Annotated in this window: 20 protein-coding genes; 6 read left to right on the forward strand and 14 right to left on the reverse strand. The window is 73.8% G+C overall.

The genetic code is table 11. The features are described from left to right. The first annotated feature begins 12 nt into the window (after positions 1–12). The 3 genes from hypF to B056_RS34600 all read left to right on the forward strand — a co-directional run bounded on the left by hypF (position 13) and on the right by B056_RS34600 (position 4,355). The gene (hypF, locus tag B056_RS0100105; RefSeq protein ID WP_026239145.1) at positions 13–2,526 is read left to right on the forward strand and encodes a carbamoyltransferase HypF; all 2,514 of its coding nucleotides are present in this window, start codon (positions 13–15) and stop codon (positions 2,524–2,526) included. A gap of 151 nt (positions 2,527–2,677) precedes the next feature. Continuing rightward, the gene (locus B056_RS0100110) at positions 2,678–3,892 is read left to right on the forward strand and encodes a metal-dependent hydrolase family protein (RefSeq protein WP_018499862.1); all 1,215 of its coding nucleotides are present in this window, start codon (positions 2,678–2,680) and stop codon (positions 3,890–3,892) included. Then, positions 3,882–4,355, forward strand: a complete 474-nt coding sequence (locus B056_RS34600; RefSeq protein WP_018499863.1) for a nuclear transport factor 2 family protein — start codon at positions 3,882–3,884, stop codon at positions 4,353–4,355. Before B056_RS0100110 ends, B056_RS34600 begins: the two co-directional genes overlap by 11 nt. A gap of 141 nt (positions 4,356–4,496) precedes the next feature. Here the strand turns inward: B056_RS34600 and B056_RS0100120 are convergent, their stop codons facing one another. Both B056_RS0100120 and B056_RS0100125 read right to left on the reverse strand, forming a co-directional pair. Next, positions 4,497–5,288 (reverse strand): VOC family protein, encoded by a 792-nt coding sequence (locus B056_RS0100120; RefSeq protein WP_018499864.1) that lies wholly within the window; start codon positions 5,286–5,288, stop codon positions 4,497–4,499. 152 nt (positions 5,289–5,440) lie between these two features. Beyond that, entirely contained in the window at positions 5,441–5,971 is a 531-nt protein-coding gene (locus tag B056_RS0100125; RefSeq protein WP_230202768.1) for a hypothetical protein, read from the reverse strand. A 280-nt stretch (positions 5,972–6,251) separates the two neighbouring features. Here B056_RS0100125 and B056_RS0100130 point away from each other — a divergent pair, with 280 nt between their 5' ends. From B056_RS0100130 to B056_RS0100140, 3 genes are all read left to right on the forward strand, one after another. Beyond that, positions 6,252–7,091 carry a class I SAM-dependent methyltransferase gene (locus B056_RS0100130; protein WP_018499866.1) on the forward strand — a complete coding sequence of 280 codons (840 nt, stop codon included), beginning with the start codon at positions 6,252–6,254 and terminating at the stop codon, positions 7,089–7,091. Between the two features lie 305 nt (positions 7,092–7,396). Next, positions 7,397–10,102: a hypothetical protein gene (locus B056_RS0100135; RefSeq protein ID WP_018499867.1), complete on the forward strand. Its 2,706-nt coding sequence runs from the start codon at positions 7,397–7,399 to the stop codon at positions 10,100–10,102. Then, positions 10,083–10,994: a hypothetical protein gene (locus B056_RS0100140; protein WP_018499868.1), complete on the forward strand. Its 912-nt coding sequence runs from the start codon at positions 10,083–10,085 to the stop codon at positions 10,992–10,994. Before B056_RS0100135 ends, B056_RS0100140 begins: the two co-directional genes overlap by 20 nt. Before the next feature lie 42 nt (positions 10,995–11,036). On the opposite strand, the gene B056_RS0100145 is transcribed toward B056_RS0100140, so the two are convergent. The 12 genes from B056_RS0100145 to B056_RS0100200 form a co-directional block, all read right to left on the reverse strand. Continuing rightward, positions 11,037–11,498 carry an effector-associated domain EAD1-containing protein gene (locus B056_RS0100145; protein ID WP_026239147.1) on the reverse strand — a complete coding sequence of 154 codons (462 nt, stop codon included), beginning with the start codon at positions 11,496–11,498 and terminating at the stop codon, positions 11,037–11,039. Between the two features lie 45 nt (positions 11,499–11,543). Continuing rightward, positions 11,544–15,347: a cobaltochelatase subunit CobN gene (gene cobN, locus B056_RS34605; protein WP_026239148.1), complete on the reverse strand. Its 3,804-nt coding sequence runs from the start codon at positions 15,345–15,347 to the stop codon at positions 11,544–11,546. Positions 15,348–15,434: 87 nt separating this feature from the next. Further along, positions 15,435–16,991 (reverse strand): cobyric acid synthase, encoded by a 1,557-nt coding sequence (locus B056_RS0100155; RefSeq protein WP_026239149.1) that lies wholly within the window; start codon positions 16,989–16,991, stop codon positions 15,435–15,437. Next, on the reverse strand, positions 16,988–17,917 hold the full coding sequence (locus B056_RS0100160; protein WP_051105497.1) for a cobalamin biosynthesis protein: 930 nt from the start codon (positions 17,915–17,917) through the stop codon (positions 16,988–16,990). The genes B056_RS0100155 and B056_RS0100160 overlap by 4 nt, the downstream gene beginning before the upstream one ends. Before the next feature lie 44 nt (positions 17,918–17,961). Then, positions 17,962–18,762 carry a CbtA family protein gene (locus B056_RS0100165; RefSeq protein ID WP_026239150.1) on the reverse strand — a complete coding sequence of 267 codons (801 nt, stop codon included), beginning with the start codon at positions 18,760–18,762 and terminating at the stop codon, positions 17,962–17,964. Between the two features lie 49 nt (positions 18,763–18,811). Next, a complete protein-coding gene (locus B056_RS0100170) occupies positions 18,812–19,054 on the reverse strand; it encodes a CbtB domain-containing protein (protein ID WP_018499873.1) in 243 nt (80 codons plus the stop codon). Between the two features lie 279 nt (positions 19,055–19,333). Beyond that, positions 19,334–22,348, reverse strand: a complete 3,015-nt coding sequence (locus B056_RS0100175; protein ID WP_020572234.1) for a DEAD/DEAH box helicase — start codon at positions 22,346–22,348, stop codon at positions 19,334–19,336. A gap of 51 nt (positions 22,349–22,399) precedes the next feature. Next, positions 22,400–23,410 (reverse strand): twin-arginine translocase subunit TatC, encoded by a 1,011-nt coding sequence (gene tatC / locus B056_RS0100180; RefSeq protein WP_026239151.1) that lies wholly within the window; start codon positions 23,408–23,410, stop codon positions 22,400–22,402. Positions 23,411–23,637: 227 nt separating this feature from the next. Then, positions 23,638–23,940, reverse strand: coding sequence for a Sec-independent protein translocase subunit TatA (gene tatA, locus B056_RS0100185; protein ID WP_018499876.1), 303 nt, complete (start codon positions 23,938–23,940; stop codon positions 23,638–23,640). A 195-nt stretch (positions 23,941–24,135) separates the two neighbouring features. After that, positions 24,136–24,351 (reverse strand): hypothetical protein, encoded by a 216-nt coding sequence (locus tag B056_RS0100190; protein WP_230202744.1) that lies wholly within the window; start codon positions 24,349–24,351, stop codon positions 24,136–24,138. 5 nt (positions 24,352–24,356) lie between these two features. Continuing rightward, positions 24,357–25,322, reverse strand: a complete 966-nt coding sequence (locus tag B056_RS0100195) for a helix-turn-helix transcriptional regulator (protein ID WP_018499878.1) — start codon at positions 25,320–25,322, stop codon at positions 24,357–24,359. Then, a complete protein-coding gene (locus B056_RS0100200) occupies positions 25,319–26,371 on the reverse strand; it encodes a helix-turn-helix transcriptional regulator (protein ID WP_230202745.1) in 1,053 nt (350 codons plus the stop codon). Before B056_RS0100200 ends, B056_RS0100195 begins: the two co-directional genes overlap by 4 nt. Positions 26,372–26,392: the final 21 nt, after the last annotated feature.

Genomic DNA, 26,392 nt, shown 5'->3' on the forward strand with positions numbered 1-26,392 from the left:
GGCCCGCCCGGGATGTCGCCACCGAGGCCGGTGGCGGGCCCCGGGCGGGTGCGGCGGCGGGTGGCGGTGGAGGGAGTCGTCCAGGGGGTCGGGTTCCGGCCCCATGTGCACCGCCTCGCCACCGCGCTGGGGCTGACCGGTGTCGTCGGCAACGAGGCCGGTCGCGTCGTCGCCGAGGTGGAGGGCGACGCGGCGGCGGTCGCGGAGTTCCTGCGCCGGCTGACCGCGCCGGCACCGCCGCTGGCCCGGATCGACCGGGTGAGCGTCACCGACCAGAGCTGCGTCCGGGCCGCCGACGGGCCGGGATCCACAACACACGCCGACACCGGTTTCCGGATCGTGGCCAGCACGGCCGCGGCCGGCCCGCGGACCATGGTGGCACCCGACGTCGCCGTCTGCGCCGACTGCCTGCGGGAGCTGTTCGACCCGGCGGACCGGCGGTACCGCCACCCCTTCGTCACCTGTACGAACTGCGGACCGCGTTTCACGATCATCGACGCGCTGCCCTACGACCGGGCCACCACGACGATGGCCCGGTTCCCGATGTGCCCACGGTGCGCCGCCGAGTACACCGACCCGCGCGACCGGCGCTTCCACGCCGAACCGGTCTGCTGCCCGGACTGCGGGCCGCGGCTGTGGTTCCGCGCGGCCCGTCCCGCCGACGCCACCGGGACAACCGTCGACGGCCCCCGGGAGACGTTCGGGACCCCCGGCTTCGAGACCCACGGCACGGATGCCGCGCTGGCCGCCGCGCAACGCGCCCTCGCGGCGGGACGGATCGTGGCGGTCAAGGGGATCGGCGGCTTCCACCTGGCCTGCCGCGTGGACGACGACCGTGCCGTCGACCTCCTGCGCACCCGCAAGGGACGTCCCGACCGGCCGTTCGCGGTGATGGTGCGTGACCTGGCGACGGCGGCCGAGCTGGCCGATCTCTCGGCGGCCGAGGCGGAGCTGCTCACCTGCGCGGCCGCTCCGATCGTGCTCGCCCGGCGCCGGCCCGACGCCCCCCTGTCGGACCGGGTCGCGCCCGCGAGCGCGCTGGTGGGCCTGCTGCTGCCGTACACGCCGGTGCACCATCTGCTGTTCGCGCCGGTGCCCGGCGACGGCCCGCCGCCGCCCCGGGCGCTGGTGATGACCAGCGGCAACCGCTCCGGTGACCCGATCTGTTTCGCCGACGCCGACGCCGACGCCCACGCCGCCGGCGGCGGCGGCGCGGACGAGGACGGCGCGGGTGGGCGGCTGGCCGGGCTGGCCGACGCGTTCCTCCTGCACGACCGGCCGATCCTGCAGCCGTGCGACGACTCGGTGCTGCGTTGGGACGGCGAGCAGGTGCTGCCGCTGCGCCGTTCCCGCGGCTACGTGCCGCTGGCGGTGGACCTGGGCCGGCCGGTGGAGTCGGTGCTCGCCGTGGGCGGCGACGGCAAGTCCGCGTTCTGCCTGACCGCCGGGCACCGGGCGATCGTCTCGCAGCACCTTGGCGACATGGGCGGGCTCGCCGCGCTGCGGGCGTTGGAGCACGCGAGCGCCCGGCTGGGCGACCTGTACGCCGCCGAGCCGACGGCCGTCGCCGCGGACCTGCACCCCGGCTACCGCACCCGCGACTGGGCGGCCCGGCGGGCGGCCGGCCGGGGCGAGCGGATCCACCTGGTCCAGCACCACCACGCCCATGTGGCCGCGCTGCTCGCCGAACACGGCCGGCTCGGCGACACCATCCTCGGGATGGCCTTCGACGGCACCGGCTACGGGCTCGACGCGACGGTCTGGGGTGGCGAGGCGCTGCTGGTCGGCCCGGAGGTCACCCACGCCGACCGGGTGGCGCACCTGCGTCCCGTCGCGTTGCCGGGCGGTGACGCCGCCGCGCGCGCTCCGTACCGCTGTGCCCTGGCCCACCTCGCCGCCGCCGGGCTCGGCTGGAGGACCGACCTGGCGCCGGTGCGCGCCTGCGCCCCCACGGAGCTGCGCGCGCTGCGGGCGATGGTGGACCGGGGCGTGTCCTGCGTGCCCAGCAGCAGCATGGGTCGTCTGTTCGACGCGGTCGCCGCCCTGCTCGACGTGCGGCAGCGGAGCACCTTCGAGGCGCAGGCCGCCGGTGAGCTGGAGGCCCTCGCCGCCGACGCGCCACCGCCGCTCGCGGCCGGGTCCGGGTCCGGGTCCGGGTTCGGGTTCGGGTTCGGGTTCGACGGTCGGGTGCTCGATCCGGCGCCGGTGATCGCGGGAATCGTCGGCGGGCTGCGCGCGGGCCTCGCCCCGGCCGCGCTCGCCTCCGCGTTCCACCTGGCGGTCGCCGACGCGGTGACCCGGGTCGCGCTGGCGGCCCGGCACCGCCACGGCGTCGGCCTGGTCGGGCTGACCGGAGGCGTGTTCGCCAACGTTCTCCTGGTGCGGGCCTGCCGGGCCCGGCTCACCGCCGCCGGATTCGAGGTTCTCACGCACCGGGTGGTCCCGCCGGGTGACGGTGGTCTGGCACTCGGGCAGGCCGCGATCGCCGTGGCCACCGCCCACGCTGGGCGCGGACCCGCCAGCTGACCATGCCGGCGGGGCGCCTGACGGCCCCCGGGACGGTGACGCGCGCCCCCACCTCGTGAGAATTTGGTACTTAACTGTGAGAGCGGGGTTTCTGCTGGTTGTGGCACCGAATCGCGATCAGCCTCGTCACCGCGGACAAGGAGAACACAGGGTGCTGACACTCAAGGCCGCCGGCCTGCTCGACGTGGACACCGGGGAGATCACCCGGCCCGGGATCCTGAAGATCGAAGGTGAGCGGATCGTCGGCCTCGGCGGCCAGCCCGAGGGCGAGGTCCTGGACCTCGGCGACCTGATCCTGCTGCCTGGCCTGATGGACATGGAACTCAACCTCCTGATGGGAGGCCCCGGCGAACACCCACTGACCGGGCAGATGCGCGACGACCCGCCGCTGCGGATGATGCGCGCGACCCAGAACGCCCGCCGCACCCTGCGCGCCGGCTTCACCACGGTGCGCAACCTCGGCCTGTTCTGCAAGACCGGCGGCTACCTGCTCGACGTCGCACTGATGAAGGCGATCGACGCCGGCTGGATCGACGGCCCGCGCGTCGTCCCCGCCGGCCACGCCATCACCCCGACCGGCGGGCACCTCGACCCCACCATGTTCGGCGCGTTCGCCCCGCACGTCCTCCAGCTCACCGTCGAGGAGGGCCTGGCCAACGGGCCCGACGAGATCCGCCGGGCCGTCCGGCACAACATCAAGCACGGCGCCCAGGTCATCAAGATGTGCGGCTCCGGTGGAGCCATGTCCCACAGCAGCGGCCCCTCCGGCTCCCGGCACTACTCCAACGAGGAGGTGCTGGCACTCACCGACGAGGCGCACCGGCGCGGTCTGCGGGTGGCCGCGCACACCCACGGCTCGGAAGCCGTCCAGCAGATGGTCGAGTGCGGTGTCGACTGCATCGAGCACGCCTTCATGATCGACGACGACACGATCAACCTGCTGATCAAGCGGGACGTGTGGGTGGTCGCCACCCAGGCGCTGATCGACAACATGCCGGTGCTGCGCGACGCCGAACCGGAGATCCAGGCGAAGGCCGCCCTCATCTTCCCGCGGGCCAAGGCCTCCATCCGCAACGCCATCGAGGCCGGCGTGAAGATCGCTGTCGGCAGCGACGCGCCGGCGATCCCGCACGGCAAGAACGCTCTCGAACTGGTCGCCCTGGTCGACCGGGGCATGACCCCGCTGCAGGCGATCCAGGCCGCGACCATCGTGGGCGCGGACCTCATCGACGTCACCGACCGCGGCCGGCTGGCCGAAGGCCTGCTCGCCGACGTCATCGGCGTGCGCGGCAACCCCCTCGAGGACATCCGCGTCCTGCAGCGGGTCCCGTTCGTCATGAAGGGCGGCAAGCAGTTTGTCTACTGAGCCCACCACCCAGCCCACCGCCGGATCCGCCCCCACCGGGCCGAGCCGGACCGATGACCTGGTCGAGATCCAGCAGCTCCTCGCCCGCTACGCGGTGACGATCACACAGAGCGACGTCGAGGGGCTCCTCAAGGTCTTCACACCGGACGGCACCTACACCGCCTTCGGGGACACCTTCGCCCTCAAGGACTTCCCGACGCTGGTCGCCGCCGCTCCCAAGGGCCTGTTCCTCACCGGTACCCCGCTCATCGACCTCGCCGACGACGGAACCAACGCCACCGGCACCCAGCCGCTGTGCTTCATCGAGCACTCCCAGCACGACATGCGCATCGGCTACTACAGGGACACCTACCTGCGCACCGCCGAAGGATGGCGGCTGCGTACCAGGGCGATGACCTTCATCCGCCGCAGTGGCGCCCACGACTCGGGTATCCCCCACGTCATCGAGCGCCTCTCGTCCTGACGGTGACCGGCCTGGCCCCAGCCGGTCCAGGGTCCAGCGGGGGATCGCCGGCGGCGGGCAGGTTGGGGCCACCGCCGCGGTGCGTCGGCTTGCCGCCTGCTCGCGGCCGACGCCCGCGGCCCGCACGGCGCCCGGGCGTTCTCAGTCCTTCGCCGGCTCCTCGGTGTTGCGCCCCACCAGCTTGAAGGTCGCCCCCGTGGGGTCGGTCGCGACCGCGAGCCGACCGTACGGGGTGTCCGTGGCCGGCTGGACGACCGCGCCGCCCAGCTTGACGGTGAGGGCGAGCGCGGCGTCGGTGTCCTCGACGCCGAAGTACACGCCCCAGTGCGCCGGGACGCCCTCGGGGAGGAAGCCCGACGCGTCCATGATCCCGGCGTGCTGCTCGCCGGCGTCGTCGACGAGCACGGTGTAGCGGAACTCGTCCGTGTCAGCGACGACGTTCGTCTTCCAGCCGAACACCTCCTGGTAGAAGGCGACCGCGGCCGGGTAGTCGCGGGTGAGCAGCTCGAACCAGCCCGGCGCGCCCGGCTCGGCCAGGACGCCGAACCCGCGGTGCAGGCCCTGCTGCCACAGGCCGATCACGGCGCCGCCCGGGTCGGTGAGGACAGCCATGACACCGAGGTCGGCGACCGGCATCGGCGCGATCATCACCGTGCCGCCGTGCGCGGGCACGGCCGCGGCGGTCTTCTCCGCGTCGGGGGTCAGCAGGTAGACCGACCAGACGTCGGGCAGCTCCGCCTGCTGCTTCGTCATCCCCCCGGCGACCAGCTGGCCGTCCTTGGCGAAGTTGAAGTAGCCGCCGAACTGCTCGTTCGGCTCCTCGGAGGTCCAGCCGAACAGCTCCCCGTAGAACTCGCGGGCCTTCGCCGGATCCGAGGTCATGAGATCGACCCAGCAGGGCGCGCCGGGGAGGGTGGTGTCGTGAGCGGGCATCGTGGGCTCCTTCGCCGCCGGGCACGAGGTGCGGCGGGCGCGGGGTTCGCGGCCGCCACTCGCGTGCAGTCGACAGATTGGACCTACCCACCGACAGAAACTCATCGCCGCCGCACGGCCCGTCTCGAACTTCTCCCGCGGCACCCGCCAGGTCAGGCGGAGCAGGCCCAGGCGATCGAGCCGGCGAGCGTCCGGCCGCCGGACGTGCTCGCGCTGAACGACACGGAACCCCCGGCCGAGGTGATCTCGACGGTGGTGGGAACCGCGTCGATCGCGTAGCGGCCGGAGTCGGGCGCGACGACCGAGACCGTGATGACGGCCGGGTAGCTGCCCGGCCCGTCGTAGCCGGCGACCCGAACACCCTGCGACACCGTCCTGCCCTCGATCGTGGCCGTCGAGGACTCGACGTAGCGCCGCGCGGTGGACTGGCAGCTCACGGCCGTCGACACATGCCCCGCGACGTCGACCGGCGAGGTGATGTCGACGGTCAGCGAACCGGGACCGCCGGCACCCGCGCCGCCCGGTGGCACCGACGGCTCCGCCGGCTGCGCCGCGGTCGCCGTGCCAGCGGTCGCCGTGCCAGCGGCCTCAGCGCCGGCGGCGACACTGGTTGCGGGGGCGGGGGTGGAGTCCGCCGCCGAGACCGCACCCGCCCGACAGCCGGTGAGCCCGAGCAAAGCCACCACCGTCAGTCCGAGGAACAGCGGATATCCGGTCGGCTGCCCCGACCGCGGTCGCGGCCCGCCGCTGGCACGCCCCCGACGACCCGTTCTCGCGCCGGGGCAGCCGATCCGTGGTGTTCTCTCCCAGTCGGTCATGTTCGTTCGGTCCGTCCTGTCGGTCCGGTGCTGATGTCGTCCGTCCTGCCGGACCGGCAGAGGCGCCCGCCCGGCAGGACGGACGACATCAGCCGGCCGTGTGAGCCGCATGTGAGCGAAGCCGAGACAGAACCAGGAGTCGATCATGGGTATCGCCGAGGACGGCGGCCAGGCGGCGCGGTGGAACGGACCGGCCGGACACGCCTGGGTCGCGGCGCAGGCCCTGACGGACGGGATGTTCAAGTCGTTCGAGGGCCTGCTCGTCGACGCGATCGCCGCCCGCGGCGCGGGACAGGTCCTCGATGTCGGCTGCGGCACGGGCGCCACGACGACCGCTCTCGCCCGGCGGCTCGGGCCGAGCGGCCACTGCGTCGGCGTGGACATCTCCGAGCCGATGATCGCCGCGGCCAGAGCGCGGGCCGAGCGGGAGGGGGTGCGGGCGGTCTTCGTCCGCGCCGACGCGCAGGATCACGCGTTCGAGCCCGCCGCCTTCGACGCGATCGTCTCCCGATTCGGGGTCATGTTCTTCGGCGACCCCGTCACCGCCTTCGCGAACCTGCGGCGGGCCGCGAGGGACGGTGGCGAGCTCCGGTTCGTCGCCTGGCGCGGGACCGCTGAGAACCCCTTCATGACAACGGCCGAACGCGCCGCGGCACCGCTCCTGCCGAACCTTCCCGCCCGCCGGCCGGACGAGCCCGGGCAGTTCGCCCTCGCCGATCCGGACCGGGTCGAGCGCGTTCTGACGCGGAGCGGCTGGGCCGGGATCGACATCCGGCCCGTCGACGTGTCCTGTGCGTTTCCCGAACACGAGCTGGTCCCGTACTTCACCCGGTTCGGCCCGGTCGGCATGGCCCTGCGAGAGGTGGACGAGCGGACTCGGACACAGGTCGTCGAAACCGCCCGCGCCGCGTTCGATCCCTATGTGAACGACGCCGCGGTCCGCTTCACCGCGGCCTGCTGGATGGTCGGCGCCCAGGCCAGGTGAGCCGACGGCCACCGAGGACGGAAAGACACCCCGCGGCGGGAGCGGCCGGGCCCCCGTGGCGGTGTCGCACGGTCCGGCGGCCGTCGATCCGCGCGGATCCTGCTGCCAGGAGCCGTGACCCGGCACCGGGCGAATGCCGGCAAACGCTGGATTTGACGGCCGTCAGCTGTGGCATCCTGGGCACCGGAAATCGGAGGGTGACTGGTGGGTGACGCACACAACTCTGTTCCGCGGCTCTGTTCGCAGCGCGGCGGGGCGGCTGGGAGGCCGTCGCCGGACGGGGCGTTGACGGCGGGTGTGCGGCCATGACACCGCCGGGGGCCGGCCGGGACGGATGGCCTCGACCGGCCGGTCCGCGCCAGGATCCACCACCGCGGGCCGGCGCGGATCAGGACGGGACGCGGCCCGGGCACGCCGGCCCGCCCGGCCCCCGCCAGCCGCAGCCCCAGGGGCAGCCGCCGCACGGGCAGCCGGCCCGGGGCCGCCCGCAGGACGGTGACGGTGCCGACGGGCGGGGCGCCGGCGGGCCGGGCGGCGCCCCACCGGAGGGTGATACCGAGGCGGCGCAGGCCAGGGGGGACGACGCCCGCCGGCAGAGATGGGACAGCGCCAGCCAGGAGGCCGGCGACCTGGTCCGGGAACGCGAGTCCGCCGAAGACGCGGCGCTGTTCGGCCTCGGGCTGAACGCGGCTCGGCTGAACTTCACGGTCTCCGGCGGAAACGTGATCTTCGGTGGCCGCCAGGATGCCGTGACCGGGACCGTCGGCGCCGGATCCGGTACGGCGGGGCGGCGCGTCCCCGGGCTGATCAGCGATCGCGAGTTGGCGAGGGTCGTGCGCTCCTTCGTGGCGCCGGCGGTGTACCCGACCCTGCGGACCGCGTTGCGGCAGCGGCATCTGGTCGTGCTGCGCGCCAGCCGAGGCTGGGGCCGGACGGCCGTCGCCGAGTACCTGCTTCATGACGTGCTGACCGCCGACGCCCCCGGTGTCCCCGACGACTCCGCGAGTGCGGGCGTCGCGCCGCGCGGCGCCGCGTCACCCCGGGTCCGGATCAGCCGGCTGGGGGCGGAGACCGGGCTGCGTGAGCTCGGCACGGCGGAGCTCACCGACCCGCCGGGCTCCGGGGCCGGGCCGGCGGGCGGGCCCGGCGTGCCGGGCAGCCGCGGGTTCCTGTTCGATGTCGGCACGCCGCCGAACGCCGATGTGCTGCGCGGCAGCGACCTGGAGCGGCTCGCCCACGAGCTGGCGGCCGGCGGCGTGTACCTGGTCGTGACGGTGGACGCCGACACGGTCTTCGGCGACGAACTCGAGGACTTCCTGCACGACGGCGGACCACCGGTGGACGCCCTGCGCCTGCTCGCCGCCCACGCCGCCCGGCACCTCCGGATCGATCATGCGCAGGCCTGGGCCGCCGTGCGGGCCGACCCGGACCTGGAGCCCATGGTGGAGGCGCTGCTGCGGGAGGGGTTCTGCGCCGACGCGGTGGCCCAGCTGGGCGAGCGGTGGGCGCGTGGAGCCGGTTCCGCCTGGGCGCGGGGCGAGCCGGCGGACCCGCGCGCACGCGACGATCTGCGGCAGTGGCTGAAGGAGTACCTGGACGACCGGTTCGTGGCGTGGATGACGGGGACCGACGACCCCACCCACCGGGCCTTCGTCATCGCCCTGGCTGTCTTCAACGGGATGCCGTACTCGAAGGTCACCCGACTCGGCCGTGATCTTGAGGCACGGCTGCTGTACGCCGCGCGGTTCCCGGACCCACCGGAGGGCCACCCGGCGGATCGCACGACAGATCCCGGGTCGCCGAACAGCGACGGCGACGTCCGCGGCGCACGCCGTGACCGGTACCGGTACCGGGGCACGACCGCGGCCGGGGCGGGGCCCTCCCTGTTCAGCGGGCCCCGGGGGCCGCGGCTGGCGGCGGCCAGGGCCATGATCCAGGTCGGCACCGACGACACACCGTACGGCGACATCACGGTCGAGCTGGTCCGGCTGCGTGACGACGGGTACGCCTGGAAGATCCTCAACTGGCTCTGGCATGAGCAGGACGGCGTCCACACCGTGCTTGTCGAGTGGCTCTCGGCTCTCGGCGGCGATCGGGACGTGCTGGTGCGGGTGCGCGCGGCGGCCGCGGTCGGGCTGTTGGCGAGCTGGGGCTTCGACGAGATGCGGCTACGGGTGCTGCTGCCCTGGGCGGACGAGGACCGACCCTGGCAGCGGGCCGCCGCGGGGGCGGCCCTGAGCATCGCCGTGCACCACGACCCGTCGCTGCGCCCGGTCACGACGAGGATGCTGCGCGACTGGCGGGTTCACACGTTCCATCCGCAGCGGCGGAAGGCCGCGGTCCGCGCCTGGGGCGCGAGTCTCGGCCCGGCGGATCTCCCCGACGCCCTCAGCCAGATTCTCTGGTTGATCGAGCCGATCGAAGGCGAGCGGGACGACACCGATGACGCCGACGACCTCGACCGCATCGACCTTCCGCTGCTGGGCCAGGCGGCGCAGAGCGTCCTGGAGCTGTTCGAGGGCTCCGCGCCGGGAGCGGCGGACGCCGTCGTGAACGCGCTCGGCGGGTGGACACGGGCGGAGAACCCGCTCAACACCCGGCTTGCCGGCTACCTGAGCTTTCTGCGCGTCGCCTTCCACGCGACCGTGCCCGAGGGGCCCGGCCCGGACGGCCGGCCGGCGCTGCTGGCGGTCGCCATGCCCGAGCGGCCCGTCGGTCCCCGGATGCTGCGGCGGATCGCGGTGCTGTGGGGTCGAATCCTCAACGAGCCGCTGGTCAACGCCCTCGGGCTGGAATGCCTGCACGGCTGGACGGCGTCCGCCGAAGCCGACGAGGAGATCGCCCGCACGACTCTCGCGCACGTCGTCTGGGAGTCGCTGTCCACCCAGGTGGACTTCCGGCGGATGTGGAGCGAGTTCAGCCGCTGGGAAAGACAGAGCCCGCGCACGTCACGAGCCGTGCTGGCCACGATCGAGCATTCGGTACAGGGGGATGACCATGGTCTACGGTAATTTTCCACCGAGCGGCCACCACGGCTGGCGCCCGCAGCAGTGGTCGCCGGCGACCTCGCGTCTTTCTGTTCCCTTCTTCGGCCAGCCGAAGGTGCCCCTGGGCTGGCGGACGGTGTACTGCGACGCCTACGGCTCCCTCTACGAGCTGCCGCCGGGGGCCCAGTTGGACAAGGCGGTGTGGCGCTACTACTACCTGGTCGACGGGCGGACCCACCAGCTGGCCCTCACGGTCGAGTCGGCGAGCGCCGCCAGCGCCTCCCGCTTCCAGGTGAACGTCTGGACGCGGTGGAGAATCGACGTCCCGGCCGATTTCCTGCGAAGCCCGCTGGAGCCGCAGGGGCACTGCAGAACCATGATCATGGCTATTCTCTCGGACATCACGAGATCGGTGAACCCGGATTCCGCGAAAGTCGCCCAGCAGCTGGTCGACGCCAGGCGCGGCGTCGGCTTCACCATCGGCAGCGGGCTGGTCGTCTGGTTGGACAATGCCGTCGTGCACCCCCCGCGGGGGTTCGAGGAACTGCAGGTCGAGCTTGAGCAGGGCCACACCCAGATCGACGTCGACCGGTTGCGGCGCCTCCGTAACAACGAGCAGCGGGTCGACGACTTCGACTTCGAGGCGGTGAACGGCGAGTCGGAGCGGGCGACCCGGCGGGACCGCGCGGCGGCGTTCCTGGACCGCGCCGACGACGCGAGAACAGGCCGGTTCCCGGCCACGGGTGGCTTCCGGAGGCGGGCGGAGCTCGTCGCGTCCGAGGACGACCTGTTCATGACCCCGCCTGACCGGGACCCCGCGCAGGACCGGGGCTCCGCGGCGGAGGGGACCGGCGACGATCCGGCCCCCGGTGAGGCGGCCGGCGAGACGGTCCGCGGCGAGACGACCGGCGGGTAGCGACGAGGCCGCGCCGAGCCGGCCCCCAGACCGCCCCGGTCGTCAGGGCCGCTGGGGATCCGGCCCGGTGGTCAGATTCTGGACGCCGATCACCTCACCCTGCCGACCACCGAAGATCACATTGCCGCCGTTGACGGTGAAATTCATACCGGCCGATTCGGTGGCCGGTGGTGCCGGCGTGGCGTCGGTCCACGCGCCGGTGGACGGTCCCGGCCCGGCGGCTGCCCCCTCGGCGGCGGGTGCCATCCCGAGAGCGCGGCGGAACACCTCGTTGGCGGGATACCGCGCGACTGCCGCGGTGAGGATCAGGCGCCGGCCGTCGACGAGCCGGCCGGCACCGATCTCGGCGCTCACCGCGTGCCAGTACTCGAACGCGTTGCCCGCGTTCTGCGGGTGGAACTGCGTTCCCAGCCCCGCCGCGAGCAGCAGCCGACCCGCGGCGGCAGGTTGGGGGAAGACCACAGCCAGCGTGTGGATCTCCTCGCCGGTCAGCGGCTCGGCCATGTGTCCCACCTGTCCCCGTCCCGCGTGGTCACGCGCCGGTGGGCGTTATCCGGCGTTCTCGCCGTCGCCCGCGGCCTCCAGGTCACCTTCCAGTTCAAGATAGGTGGATCGCAGGCCGGCGAGGGTGGCTTCCTCAGGGGCGTCCCACAGGCCACGCTCCGCGGCCTCGAGGAGGCGCTCGGTCATGCCGCGCAACGCCCACGGGTTGGACGTCCGCAGGAACTCGCGGGTCTCGGCGTCGAAGACGTAGGAGGCGGCCAGCGACTCGTACATCCAGTCCTGCACGACACCGGCGGTCGCGTCGTAGCCGAACAGGTAGTCGACCGTCGCGGCCAGCTCGAACGCGCCCTTGTAACCGTGCCGGCGCATCGCCGCGATCCAGCGCGGGTTCACCACCCGGGCGCGGAACACCCGGTGGGTCTCCTCCTGCAGGGTGCGGGTGCGCACGGCGTCCGGCAGCGCGCTGTCACCGACGTAGGCGGCCGGCGAGGTGCCGGTGAGCGCGCGCACGGCGGCCACCATCCCACCGTGGTACTGGAAGTAGTCGTCGGAGTCGACGAGGTCGTGCTCGCGGGTGTCCTGGTTCTTCACCGCGATCTGGATGCGGCGGAACGCGGTCTCCATGTCGGCGCGGGCCTCGGCGCCGTCCAGGCCGCGCCCGTAGGCGTAGCCGCCCCAGACCGCGTACACCTCGGCCAGGTCGGCGTCCGAGCGCCACTGCCGGGAGTCGATCAGCGGCAGCAGCCCGGCGCCGTACGCGCCCGGTTTCGAACCGAAGATCCGGGTGGTCGCGCGGCGCAGCGCGGCCGGGTCGGGCGCGTCACCGGGACCGCCGGCGCCGGCCGTACCCGCGGCGCCGCCAACACCGGCCGTGCCGGTGGTGCCGGCGGTGCCACCAACACCGGCCGTGCCGGTGGTGCCGCCACTCCCGCCGACCGTCGGGACGGCCCCGAGCGCCGCCAGGTCGGCCCGGACGTGCGCGGCCAGCGCGTTGACGTCGTCGGGCTCGTCGAGCACCGCCACCGCCCGCACCGCGTCGTCGAGCAGGGCGACGACGTGCGGGAACGCGTCCCGGAAGAACCCGGAGATCCGCACCACCACGTCCACCCGGGGACGCCCGAGCTCCGCGGCCGGGACGACCTCGAAGCCGGTGACGCGGCGGGACGCGTCATCCCAGGTGGGACGGCAGCCCAGCAGCCAGAGCACCTCGGCGATGTCGTCGCCCTGGGTGCGCATCGCCGACGTCCCCCAGACTGTCAGCCCGACCGAGGCCGGGTAGCCGCCGGTGTCGGCGAGGTAGCGCTCGATCAGCGAGTCGGCGAGCGCCCGGCCGGTCTCCCAGGCGAGCCGGGACGGGATGGCCTTCGGGTCGACGGAGGCGAAGTTACGCCCGGTGGGCAGCACGTTGACGAGCCCACGGGTCGGCGAGCCGGACGGGCCGGGCGGGACGAACCGCCCGTCGAGGGCCCGCAGGGTGTTGACGATCTCGTCCGGGGTGCGGGCGAGGCGGGGGACGACCTCGGTGGCGGCGAAGGTGAGGACCCGCTCGACCTCGGCCCGGGCGGCGGCCGGCACCGCCTCGGCCGGCTGCCCGGCCACCACCGTGCTGACCGCGGCCGGCGACCAGCCGGCGTCCTCGAGGGCGGCCACCAGCGAACGGGCGGTCCGCTCGAACGCGTCGACCTGCGCCCGGGACGCCTCGGTGTCGCCTTCGGTGTGGCCCAGTGCCGCGCGCAGCCCGGGGACCGCCCCGGCCTGGCCCGCCCACATCTGGTTGGCGCGCAGGATCGCGGTTACCAGGTTCGTCCGCGCCTCCCCGGCCGGGGCCACGCCGAGGATGTGCAGGCCGTCGCGGATCTGGGTGTCCTTGACCTCGCAGAGGTAGCCGTCGACGTGCAGCAGGAAGTCGTCGAACTCGGCGTCGCTGGGCCGGTCGGCCTGCCCGAGGTCGTGGTGCAGCTGCGCGGACTGGATCAGCGTCCAGATCTGGGCGCGCACGGCGGGCAGCTTCGCCGGGTCGAGCGCGGCGAGCGTCGCGTACTCGTCGAGGAGCTGCTCCAGTTTGGCCATGTCACCGTAGGAGTCGGCGCGGGCCATCGGCGGCACGAGATGATCCACGATCACGGCGTGGGCGCGGCGTTTGGCCTGCGTCCCCTCCCCCGGGTCGTTGACCAGGAACGGGTAGACGAACGGCAGGTCACCGAGGACGGCGTCCGGCGCACACCGCGCGGACAGCCCGAGGCCCTTGCCGGGCAGCCACTCCAGCGTCCCGTGCTTGCCGAGGTGGATGACGGCGTCCGCGCCGAAGTCCTCGTCCAGCCAGCGGTAGGCCGCCAGGTAGTGGTGGGACGGCGGCAGGTCCGGGTCATGGTAGATCGCCACCGGGTTCTCCCCGAACCCCCGCGGCGGTTGGATCATCACGACGATGTTGCCGAACCGCAGCGCGGCCAGCACGATCGCCGGTTCCGCCCCGCCGTCGTCGTCGACATAGAGGGCGCCGGGCGGCGGGCCCCAGTGCTCGGCCATGGCACCGCCCAGCGACTCGGGCAGGCGGGCGAACCATCCCTCGTAGGTGGACGCCGGCACCCGCGCCGGCGCCGCGGCGAGCTGCTCCTCGGTCAGCCACTCGACGTCGTGCCCACCGGCGGCGATCAGGGCGTGGATCAGGGCGTCCCCGGCCGCGGCGTCCGGCCTGATCTCGCCCGGCCCGCCGTCGGCGGAGCGGAGGTCCTCGCCCGGGTAGCCCTCACCGAGGTCGTAGCCGGCGGCGCGCAGCGCGTCGAGCAGCAGCACGGCCGACGCCGGGGTGTCGAGCCCGACGGCGTTACCGACCCGCGAGTGCTTCGTCGGGTACGACGAGAGCACGATCGCGATCTTCTTCTCGGCGGTCGGGGTGTGCCGCAGCCCGGCCAGCCGGGACGCGATCCCGGCGACCCGTGCGGTGCGCTCCGGATCGGCCACGTACACCGGGACGCCGTCCGCCGCCTGCTCCTTGAACGAGAACGGGACGGTGATGATCCGGCCGTCGAACTCGGGGATGGCGACCTGCATCGCCGCGTCCATCGGTGACAGACCTGCGTCGCTGTCCGCCCAGACGGCCCGTGACGAGGTCAGGCACAGCCCCTGCACCACCGGGACGTCGAGCGCGGCGAGCGCGCCGACGTCCCAGGCGTCCTCGTCGCCGCCGGCGGACGCGTCCGACGCACGGGTGCCGCCGGCGGCGAGCACGGTCACCACGAGAGCGTCGACCCCGGCCAGATCGTCGATCACCCCACCGGCGGCGGCGCCGCGCAGCGTCGAGCAGAACACCGGACGGGCGTTCGCGCCGGCGCCCTCGATCGCGTCGCACAACGCGTCGACGAACCCCGTGTTCCCGGAGGTGGCGTGCGCCCGGTAGAACACGACACCGACAGTCGGGCGGTCCGCCTTGGCCACCCGGTCGCCGTGCGGGCCGTGCGCGGGCAGTTCCACCGGCGGGGCGAACCCCAGCCCGGTGAGCAGCAGCGTGTCGGACAGGAAACGGTACAGCTCGGCCAGGTTGCCGACACCGCCCTCGGCCAGGTAGGCCAGCGCCTCGGTGGCGACGCCGGCCGGAACGGTGCCGCGGGCCATCAGCGCCGCGTCCGGTGCCGCCTCACCGCCGAGGGCGACGACCGGCAGCCCGCTGGCCACGGTCGCGGCGAGCCCTTCGGGCCAGGCCCGGTCGCCGCCGAGCAGGCGCACCACCACCACGTCGACCCCGGCGAGGAACTCCGGCACCCGCGCCGCGTCGAGCCGGGCCGGGTTCGCGACCCGCCACGGCACGCCGCTGGCCCGCGCGGCGAGCAGCTCGGTGTCGGCGGTGGACACCAGCGCCAGCACCGGTTCGGCGGCCGGCCCCGCGTCGGCGGCCGGCCCCGGCTCGGCCGGGACGCCGTCCGGCGGTGTGTTCGGCATTCAGGGTGCTCCCGGGGGGACGAAGGGCAGGCCGGCGGGCGCGCCGCGGTCGAGCAGCGCGCGCACCGTCGCGGTGTCGAGATGGTCGGCGACCAGGTCACCGAGGGCGTCCAGGCGGCGCGCCCGAACATCGGCGAAACAGGTGACTGCGGGGTGGAACGTCCGGCCGGCGGCCGCCGCCACGCCGGTGAGGAACGCCCGCCGGAACTCGTCGTTCTCCAGCAGACCGTGCCAGCTCGTGCCGGACACGGCGCCGCGGCGCACGCCGTCGACCGCGAACGGTTCCGCGGCGCCACCCGGGCCGGGCAGGGCGTCGTCGACCGTGGGCCGGCCGTGGCGGATCTCGTAGCCGGTCACCGGATACCCGTCGGCGCTGACACCACCGCGGCGGCCGAGGACCTTGTCGGCGGCGAACCGGGTGACCAGCGGCAGCAGACCCAGCCCCGGCACCTCCCCGGCCCCCGACTCGATCTCGTCCTCGATGCGCACCCCGAGCATCTGGTAGCCACCGCAGATCCCCAGGGTCGGCAGGCCGGCGGCGGCCCGCGCGGCGAGCGCGTCGGCCAGCCCGCGGCGACGCAGCCACGCCAGGTCGGAGACGGTGGCGCGGGTCCCGGGCAGCACGACCAGGTCGACGTCGGCGATCTCGTCGGGGGTGGTCGCCAGCCGCACGGAGACCCCCGGCTCGGCACGCAGCGCGTCCAGGTCGGTGATGTTGGACAGCCGGGGGAAACGGACGACGGCGACCCGCAGCCGGTCCGGGCCGGTGTCGGCCGCCCCCGGCCCGCCCGACCCGTCCACCTCGGGGTCGGGGTGGGAACGCAGGTCCAGGGAGTCCTCGACGTCCAGCCACAGACCGGGCAGCCACGGCAGTACCCCGAGGACCCGACGTCCGGTGAGGCCCTCAAGCTGACGCAGCCCGGGTTCGAGCAGCCGCGCGTCACCGCGGAACCGGTTGATCACCCAGCCGGCGATGTGCGCCTGGTCGGCCCGGTCGAGCAGGGCGAGCGTGCCGAACAGGGCGGCGAACACCCCACCCCGGTCGATGTCACCGACCACGAGGACCGGCAGGTTCGCCGCCCGCGCCAGGCCCATGTTCGCGATGTCGGTCGCCCGCAGGTTGATCTCCGCCGGCGACCCGGCGCCCTCGCAGATCACCGCGTCGAACCGGCCACGCAGGTCGGCGAGACAGTCCAGGACGATGCCCAGCAGCCGCTCCTTGTACGGCCGGTAACCGAGCGCGTCGACCTCGGCGACGGGACGACCGAGCACGACCAGCTGGCTGTGCCGGTCCGATCCCGGTTTGAGCAGCACCGGGTTCATCGCGGCCTCGGGCTCCACCCCGGCCGCGGCGGCCTGCATCGCCTGCGCCCGCCCGATCTCGGCGCCGTCGGCGGTGACCACCGAGTTCAACGCCATGTTCTGGGCCTTGAACGGCGCGACGCGCACCCCCTCGCGGGCCAGCCAGCGGCACAGGCCGGCGGTCAGGACGCTTTTCCCCGCGTCCGAGGCGGTTCCCGCCACCAGCAGCGCCCCGCCCGCCCCTGGCCGGGTCATCGCGGTGCCCGGCGCGCCCGCGCCGCGCCGAGGGCGATGGCCGCGCCGGCGCACACCACGACCGAGGCCGCGCTGACCGCGCCGGACAGCCGGGCCGCCGCCGCCAGGTCACCGACCTCGGCCGGACGCCCGGACCCCAGCTCGGGACGCCGCTCGACCCCGTGCGGATACCGCAGCTCACCCCCGAGACGCAGGCCGAGCGCACCGGCGAACGCCGCCTCGACCATCCCGGCGTTCGGGCTCGGATGCGACCGGCCGTCGCGGCGCATCACCCGGAACGCCTCCGCCGGGGAACCACCGACCAGCGGCGCGCACCCGCAGGTGAGCAGCGCGCACAGCCGGGCCGGCAGCAGGTTCGCCACGTCGTCGGTGCGGGCCGCGGCCCACCCGAACCGGCCGTGCCGGGCGTCGCGGTAGCCGACCATCGCGTCGAGGGTGTTCGCCGCCCGGTAGGCCACCAGCCCGGGCAGCCCGGCGACAGCCCCCCACAACAGCGGGGCGACGACGGCGTCGGAGGTGTTCTCCGCCACCGACTCCACCCCGGCGCGCGCGAGCCCACCGGCGTCGAGGACCGACGGGTCCCGCCCGCACAGCGACGGCAGCCGCCGGCGGGCCGCGCGCAGATCACGGCGTCGCAGCTCACCGCCGAGCGCCCGGCCCTGCCGGCGCAGCGACGTGCCGCCGAGCACCGTCCAGGTGGTGACGGCGGTCAGGCCCACCCGGGCCAGCGCCGCGCGCCGTCCCGGGCGCCGCCCGGCCAGCGCCCGTTCGGCGCCGGCGGCCACGGCCGCCGGGCCGGCGACGAGGACCGTGGCGTACGCCGCGCCGACCAGCCGGCTGTCGCGGTGCACGGCCCGTTCGAGACCGCCGGCGACCCGCCCGAACCCGGCCACGGGATGGCCGCGGGCAGGGTCGGCGAGCACCATGTCGAGAACGGCGCCGAGGACGAGACCCACCGTGCGGGCGCGGCTCACCCGGCCGACGGCGCAGGGGCCTGGCTGGCGGCGCGGGTCTCCTCCGCGCGGGCGGCAGTGCCGGCCTCACGGGCCGGTGCCGGCGCCGGGCTCAGTACCCGGTGGGCGAGCGGCCCGAACACCAGTCCGAGCGTCGCCCACAGCACCGCCTGGGTGCCCAGCGACGCCAGCCGGAACCGCCACAGCAGCTCCGCCGGGAACGACGCCGGCACCTCGTTGATCACCGGCATGACGACCGCGGCCACGCTCACCAGCACGACGAACACCGCCGCCGCCGCGAGCGCGGCGTTCCAGGTCCCGAGACGGGCCGAGACCAGCCGGCCGACCTGGGCCGCGATCAGCGCGGCGAGCACCGCCACCAGGACCATCACCACGTAGAGGCCGGTCCGCCGGTCGATCGTGTCCGGGTTGCCGACCGCCGGCGGGTTCGCCGGGTATTTCAGGAACGGCACCACGGCGACCGCGACGAAACCGGTCACCGCGACCACCGCGGCGGTGGGCCGCATCCCGCCGGTGCCGATGCGACCGTAGGCGAGGGCGCACGCGATCGCGAACAGCCCGCCGATCGCGACGCCGTACACCCCGGTCGCGACCGCGAGACCCAGACCCTTCTGGGTGCTCCGGGAGACGACCTCCTCCTCGGCGTGTTCACCGGGAGCGGGCGGGGGCGCCGACGCCTCCTCGATCGCGATCGAGGCGTCCACCTGGGGTTCGCCGGTGATCGACGCGAACCCGAAAGCCAGCAGACCGGCGAAGAAACCTGCGAGCATGCCAAAGACAAGCAGCCTGCGCATCATGGGAAACGGCCTCCGCCGTAGGCCGGAGAGAGTTCTCCGGGACGACCGGTCAGTGGCAGGGGAAACCCAGCAGATGCCGGCCGTCGTGCACGAACTCGTGCACCCAGGTTCCGCCGACGAGGGAGAACGCCCCCTCCTCGGACCCGACGAAGTAGATGCCCAGCAGCATCAGCGCGCCGACAAGCACCGCCCACGGGACGATGTCACGCAGCGGAAGAGGCAACGGCAGGGGACGGGCGGTGCCGCCGGCGAGCGGCGTGGCGGCGGGCGAAGAAGAAGCGGAGTCGGGCATGCGAAGACCTCCCAGGGATCACGCGTCCGGCTGGTGGATTCGCGACGAAACGGGTCTGACTCGCGGCTTGGAAACGACAATGTTCCAGCCGATCACAGTGGCGCGGCCGTGCCGGACTCTCACCGGCTTCCTGTCAACATCACGACTAGCTTCGACAGGCTACGAGGTTGTTGAAGTCACCGTCAACAGCGAGTTTCACCGGTCACATCCCCGCCCACCGCCCAGCGCGGCATGCCGGTCCCGCCCGGCACACCGGGCGGGACCCACCCGGGCCCGGTCTCACACGGACATCGAGTACGCGACCACGCCGCGGCGGATCGCGTCCATCGCCGCCCGGGCGGCCCGCCCGACGCCGAGGATCCCGTCGGCGTCGGGGCGCTCCCGCGGTACCGGCCCGTCCGAAGCCGGCGCCGGGACCTCGGCCGGCCCGGCGGCCGCCTTCGCCGCGTAGGGCGGAGCGACCTGCGCGATCTGGTCCAGCAGGTCGATGAGCTGACGCATCCAGCGGACGAAGTCCCCGGCCGTCAGGTCCGCGCCGGCGTCCTCGAGGACCTGCTCCAGCCCACGCCCGCACGCCCAGCCGTGCGCGACCGCCACGAAACCGAGGTCGGGCGGGCGCAGGAACCCGAGCCGGTGATGGTCCTCCGCGGCGCTCAGCCGGGTGTACACACCCGCCATGTCCGCGAGGGCGTCGCGCAGCACGGCCCCACCGGGGATCGTCGGCGCGGCGACGTCGTCACCGCGCGGTTCGAAGACCAGCGTCGAGACCGCGGCGGCCAGCGCGGGCGGGGGCAGCCCCTCCCACACCCCGGTGCGCAGGCATTCGGCGACCTGCAGGTCCTGCTCGGTGTAGATCCGCGCCAGCATCGCGCCCGCGCCGGTGACGGAGTCACCACCGGCGGCGAGGTACCCGAGCTCGGCGAGGGTGTCCCGGACCCGGTCGAAGGTCCGGGCCACCGTGTTCGTGCGCCCCTCGACCTTGCGCTCAAGCCCGGCCGTCTCCCGGCGCAGCCGGTCGACGCGCTCCGCCGAACGCAGGTGCGCCTCCCGCTGCGGGCAGTCGTGCACGGGATGGGCCCGCATCGCGCGACGCAGCCTGGCCAGCTCGGCGTCGTCCGCGGCCAGCGAACGCGCCCGCTCCCGGCGGCCGGGCTCCTCCGGCAGCCGGATGTTACGCAACGACGAGGCCAGGTCCCGGCGTGCCTGCGGCGAACGCTGATTGAACGACTTCGGGATGCGGACCCGGGCCAACGGTTCGACAGCCACCGGAAAATCGATCATGGACAGGCGCCGGACCTGACGGTCCTCGGTGAGCACGACCGGGCGCGGCCCCTCCGCCGAGGCCCCCTCGACACCGGCGTCGAGCACCACGACAAGCCCACCGCGCCGGCCCGCCGGCACCCGGACCACATCACCGCTGCGCAGCTTCGCCAGCGCCGCGGCGACCTCGGACTGGCGGCGCGCCGTCCCCGCCCGGGACAGGTCGGCCTCACGGTCCCGGATCCCGCGGCGCAGCTCGTCGTACTCGATGACCGAACCGCGGTCGCACTCCAGGGCCGCGGTCAGCTCCTCGATCGCCGCCTGGTTACGGCGCACCGCGCGGGCGATACCGACGACACCCTTGTCCGCCTGGAACTGGGCGAACGACGACTCCAGGACGGTACGCGCCCGCTCGGCACCGAGCCGCCCGACAAGGTTGACCGCCATGTTGTACGACGGCCGGAACGACGACTTCAGCGGATAGGTCCGGGTGGAGGCGAGGCCGGCGAGGGCGAGCGGGTCCAGCCCGGGCTGCCACAGCACGACGGCGTGGCCCTCGACGTCGATCCCGCGCCGCCCGGCCCGCCCGGTGAGCTGGGTGTACTCCCCGGGCGTGATGTCCGCCCGGGTCTGGCCGTTGAACTTGGTGAGCCGTTCCAGGACGACGGTGCGCGCGGGCATGTTGATCCCGAGCGCCAGGGTCTCGGTGGCGAACACCGCGCGGACGAGCCCGCGCACGAACAGCTCCTCCACCACCTCCTTGAAGGTGGGCAGCATGCCGGCGTGATGCGCGGCGATGCCCCGCTCCAGCCCCTCGAGCCACTGCCAGTAGCCCAGGACGGCGAGGTCGGCCTGGGGCACCCCGGCCGTGCGGGCCCGCACGTGCTCCCGGATCTCACGCTGCTGCTCGGGGGAGGTCAGCCGCAGCCCCGCCTGGATGCAGGACGTCACCGCGGCGTCGCAACCGACCCGGCTGAACACGAACAGGATCGCGGGCAGCAGCCCGGCGCGGTCGAGCCGGACGATGACGTCGGGCCGGTTCGGCGGCCCGGAGCGCCGCCGCCCCTCCCCGTTCCCACCGCCGGACCGGCCCGGCCGCGACGAGCGGGGCCCGCGGCCGCGTTCGTACACCGCGCGGGACTCCTCCCGGGCGACCCGGAGCAGGTCCGGGTTGACCGCGCGCCCCCCGGCCACCGCACCGGCACCGGCGAGGTCACCGGCCCGAGCGTCACCGGCACGGATCTCACCGGCACGGGCCTCAGCGCCGCGGGCACCGGGCCGGCCGCCGGAGGTGGCGCCTCCGACGGACCCCGGGGCGGTACCCCGCCCGTTCGGCCCCGGGCCACGCCGCGAGAACGCCGGGACACCCGGATCCAGCCCGGACGGCTGATCGACGAACAGGTCGTGCAACGTCCGGTCGGCGAGGACATGCTGGAACAGCGGCACCGGACGGTGCTCACTGACGATCACCCGGGTGTGCCCGCGGACGGTGACCAGCCACTCGGCGAACTCCTCCGCGTTGCTGACCGTCGCCGACAGCGAGACGAGCCGCACATGCTGGGGCAGGTGAATGATCACCTCCTCCCAGACCGCGCCACGCTGACGATCGGCGAGGTAGTGGACCTCGTCCATCACGACGTAGCCCAGGGAGTCCAGCCGGGCGCTGCCCGCGGCCTCGGTGTAAAGCATGTTGCGCAGGACCTCGGTGGTCATCACGACCACCGGGGCGTCCCCGTTGCGCGAGGTGTCACCGGTCAGCAGGCCGATCGACGCCGCGCCGTACCGAGCGGCCAGGTCGGCGTACTTCTGGTTCGACAGGGCCTTGATCGGGGTGGTGTAGAAGCAGCGGGTGCCGGTCGCCAACGCCAGGTGGGCGGCGAACTCACCCACGACGGTCTTACCGGCGCCCGTCGGCGCGGCGACGAGAACACCCTCGCCCTGGGCGAGTGCCGCGACCGCCTCGGACTGGAACGGGTCGAGCCCGAACGGGTACCGGGCCGCGAACTCCTCGACGGCTCCGGGCGCGGAGGACACGAAGCTCACCCTACGCTGCCCGGGAGCAGCGCAGGACCCGGGTTACGGCGCTCAGGTGATATCGCCGTGGGAGCCGTCGGCCGCCGCCGCGCCGGAGGCTCCGGCCACGACCGCGTCGCCCTGCGCGGCAGCCCGCGGGTCGGCGGTACGCGGCACCGGGGGGACCCGCTCGCCCGCGGACTCGTCGAAGTCGAGGGAGGAGGTCTCGTCGTCACCCAGACCGGCGTAGGGGGACGTGTCCCCCCGCCGGACCTTGCGCCGGTCGTTGAGCCACCCGATGATCAACGCGACCTCGTAGAGGATGACCATCGGCAGGCCCAGCGCGAGCATCGTGAACGGATCCTGGCTCGGCGTCACCACCGCCGCGAAGACGAACACGAGGAAGATCTCGGCCCGCCGCCAGGAACGCAGTTTCGCCGTGGAGACGAGACCGGCGAGGTTGAGCATCGTGACCAGCAGCGGCACCTCGAACGACAGCCCGAACACGAGCAGCATCGCGATGACATAGCTGAGGTACTTGCTGCCGTCGAGGATGCTGACGAGGCCGTCCCCACCGAAACCCAGCAGGAAGTTCAGGCCGGTCTCGAGCGTGACATAGGCGAAGAAGCCACCGGCGGCGAACAGCACCAGCGACGAACAGACGAACGTCAGCGACCACCGGCGCTCGTGACGATGCAGCCCCGGGGTGATGAAGGACCACAGCTGGTAGAGCCAGACCGGCGCCGAGAACACCGCCCCGGAGATCATCGAGATCTTCAGTCGGATCGTGAAGGCGTCGAGAATGCCGAAGAAGTACAGGCGGCACGAACCGTCACCGCTACTGAAGTCACCACGCTTGTCCGCGGGCAGCGCGCAGTACGGATCGATCAACCACTGGAAAATGTTCGGTTCGACGATGAAGCAGACGATCGTGGCGACGGCGAAGGCGATCAACGCCTTGGCCATCCGGTTCCGCAGCTCACGCAGGTGCTCGGTCAGGGGCATCCGGCTGTCCTCGACCGTGCGTGTGCGCCGCTGGTGCACAGACGTGGCGAGCCTGCGCGGGTTGGGCAACCGTGGCACGGGCTGAGGCTCCTGCTCGATCGGGACGACGCACGACGGGAACGGTCGACCTGACGGGATGGCCGACCTGACGGGACGACAAACACAGGCGATGAGCGAAACGGCCCACCATCACAGCCACGCCCCCCACCGGGCACCCACCGGGCACCCAGGGCGGAGAGCACCGCCCACCCGCGAAGCTCCTCCCCGCGAGGGACGGTCAGTGCGGGACGGTCAGTGCGGGACGGTCAGTGCCGCTCGGCCTCGACCGGAGCCACACCGTTGACCGACGGGCCAGCCGCGCTCGGACCGGCCGCGGCCGGAGCGGCAGCGGGACGGCTCTCGATCGGAAGCGGGGCGACGGGCTGCGCGGCCGGGGCGGCCGGCGCCGGGCTCGCGGTGTCGTCGTCGCGCAGACCCTTCGTCTCCGCCTTGAAGATACGCAGCGACCGGCCGAAGGAACGCGCCGCGTCCGGCAGCTTCTTCGACCCGAAGAGCACCAGAACAACCAGCGCGATGATGATGATCTCGGTCGTGCCCAGGTTTGGCATGGCAGGCGTCCTCCGATTGCCGGTCCGGTCGGGAGACCGGTCGCGATCGATGCTACGTCGGTCAGCCTAGGAGGGGATAGACCGTAACCGGGTATCCCACAGGTGACGTGTACGCAACGTGGAGATGATCAGTCATCTCACCACATCGGACAGCGACTGTCGCCCGGTTCACATCCGGCCCGAAGGCGCGCGGACTCAGCCGGCCCGGCTCGCCAACCGGTCGGCGACCTGCGCCGACTCCAACCGCCCCGCCAGCTCCGCGGCCTTCGTCGCCAGCTCGGCCGCGTGGTCCTTGAGATCCGTCGCGGCGTTCCTCGTCGCGCGGACCTTGCCCCACAGCCGCAACGCGCACAGCACGAGCACGCCGAGCGAACCGACGGTGAGCACGAGGTGAGCGAACAGCAGCAGCACACCGATCACCCTACGGGCTGCTCGCCGTAGGCGGCGAGGGCCCGGCCCGCCAGCTCATGGACCCGCGCGGCCACCGACGCCGGCTCCACCCGCCGCACCTGCGCCCCCAGCCCCAGAACCAGCCGGTTCAGCCACGACAGCTCCGAGACCCGCAGCAGCACCGACACCCCCCCGTCGGGCAGCTCACACACATCGGAGACCGGGTAGTAGTCGACGACCCAGCGGGCCGCCGGCTCCAGATCGAGACGCACCGGGATGTCATCCGGCCCCGGCCGGTACACACCGTCCGCGGTGTCACGCGGCGTCGCCGCCGGCGGTGGCTGCGCGACGACGTCCAGCACGACGGCACCACCACGGCCGTCGATCCGGTCGAGCCGGAACAGCCGCACCGCCGCCGCCCGATGGCACCAGCCCTCCAGATACCAGTGCCCGGCCCGGACCAGCACCCGCATCGGGTCGACGTCACGCACCGTCATCTCATCCCGCGACCACACCAGATACCGCAACCGGACACGCCGACGGTCCCGGATCGCCCCCTGCAGGACGGCGAGCACCTCGTCGTGGGCGTCGAGCGCGACCCGCACATGCCGGGCCGGCTCGTTACCGACCGCGTCCTCCACCTTGCGCAGCGCCCGGTCCAGCGCCTCACGCCCAGCCAGCCCACGCACGTCGGTCAACGCCCGGGCGGCGACGAGCAGCGCCGTGGCCTCGTCCGCCGACAGCCGCAGCGGCCGGTCCAGCGTCTGCGGATCGACGACGGTCACCTGGTCACCGGAGTAGCTGACATCGATGAGGTCACCGGGCGCGCCACCGGGCAGCCCGCAGACGAACAGCAGGTCGAGATCGTCACGCAGCTGGCGCACCGTGACCTCGAACTCCGCGGCGGCGGCCTCGAGCGAGACCCCGGGATGGGCCCGCAGCCAGGGCACGAGAGCCAGCAGCCGGCTGAACCGGTCGGTCGAACCGCTCACCGCGGCCCGGTCCTCGCCAGCCTGCCGGCGGGCCCGACGCCCCGCTCGGGCGCCGTCGCCTCCAACGTGGCCCGCAGCCGGCGGATGACCTCGGCCCGCAGGTCGGCGGGACCGAGCACGGTCACATCAGGCCCGTAGCCGACGATCCAGTGGGCGAACCGCTCCACGTCGGAGAAGTCGATGCTCAGCAGGTCGGTGTCCGGCACCGGGCCCACCGACGGATCCTCCTCCGGCACCCGCGCCGGACGGGCCCGGCGGCGCAACGCGTGCCCACACCCCCGCCGGACCCGCAGCAGCGCGGTACGGGTGTGATCGGGGGGCTCCGTCGAGGAGACCATCGCCCGCAGATCGACATCGGCCGGCACGGTGAACGCACCGGGCGGACCGACCGCCCGCACCACACCGGTCACCCGGGAAAGCCGGAACACCCGCGGCGCGGCCCGCCGAAGATCATGCCCGACCAGATACCAGCGGCCCCGCCAGGACAACACCCCCCACGGCTGCACATGCCGCTCGGTGTCCCCGGTCTGCCCGGGACGCCGGTACGGGAAGCGCACCGCCCGGCCGGCCTGCACGGCGGCGAGCGCCGCCTCGAAGGCCGGCTCGGCCGTGTCGACCCGCGGCTCGAAACCCTCGAACCCGCCAGGCCCCAGCGCCGAGGGGGATCCCGCCAGCGGATCAGCCCCACCCAGCCCGGTGGGACGCACCGGGGCACCGGCGGCGGCCAGCTTGCGCAGCGCGCTCGCCGCCGGCGCCGCCAGGGTCGCGCTCGACCACAACGAGGCGGCCAACGCGAGCGCCGCGAACTCGTCCGGATCAAGGGAGATCTCCCCGAGCGCGTAGTCACCGCGGCGGATGCGGTAGCCGAGCTCGTCACTGAACGCCGAATCCTGCCCGGTCTCGACCGGGATACCCAGCTCGCGCAGATACTGCTTGTCGCGCTCGAACATGCGCCGGTAGGCCTCCTGGGAGTCCTCCGACTCCCCCGGGTCATACCCCTCCACCATCTCCCCGATCTGGGACACGGTGAGGAACCGCGATGTCGCCATGAGGCACATCGTCAGGTTGAG

This window comes from Parafrankia discariae, from assembly GCF_000373365.1.
GTDB lineage: Bacteria > Actinomycetota > Actinomycetes > Frankiales > Frankiaceae > Parafrankia > Parafrankia discariae.

Coding starts and splice junctions, on each gene's coding strand:
- hypF (WP_026239145.1), top strand. CDS start 13: ATGTCGCCACCGAGGCCGGTGGCGGGCCCCGGGCGGGTGCGGCGGCGG.
- B056_RS0100120 (WP_018499864.1), bottom strand. CDS start 5,288: ATGCCCGCTCACGACACCACCCTCCCCGGCGCGCCCTGCTGGGTCGAT.
- B056_RS0100130 (WP_018499866.1), top strand. CDS start 6,252: ATGGGTATCGCCGAGGACGGCGGCCAGGCGGCGCGGTGGAACGGACCG.
- B056_RS0100135 (WP_018499867.1), top strand. CDS start 7,397: ATGACACCGCCGGGGGCCGGCCGGGACGGATGGCCTCGACCGGCCGGT.
- B056_RS0100140 (WP_018499868.1), top strand. CDS start 10,083: ATGACCATGGTCTACGGTAATTTTCCACCGAGCGGCCACCACGGCTGG.
- B056_RS0100145 (WP_026239147.1), bottom strand. CDS start 11,498: ATGGCCGAGCCGCTGACCGGCGAGGAGATCCACACGCTGGCTGTGGTC.
- B056_RS0100155 (WP_026239149.1), bottom strand. CDS start 16,991: ATGACCCGGCCAGGGGCGGGCGGGGCGCTGCTGGTGGCGGGAACCGCC.
- B056_RS0100160 (WP_051105497.1), bottom strand. CDS start 17,917: ATGGTGCTCGCCGACCCTGCCCGCGGCCATCCCGTGGCCGGGTTCGGG.
- B056_RS0100165 (WP_026239150.1), bottom strand. CDS start 18,762: ATGATGCGCAGGCTGCTTGTCTTTGGCATGCTCGCAGGTTTCTTCGCC.
- B056_RS0100170 (WP_018499873.1), bottom strand. CDS start 19,054: ATGCCCGACTCCGCTTCTTCTTCGCCCGCCGCCACGCCGCTCGCCGGC.
- tatA (WP_018499876.1), bottom strand. CDS start 23,940: ATGCCAAACCTGGGCACGACCGAGATCATCATCATCGCGCTGGTTGTT.
- B056_RS0100200 (WP_230202745.1), bottom strand. CDS start 26,371: ATGGCGACATCGCGGTTCCTCACCGTGTCCCAGATCGGGGAGATGGTG.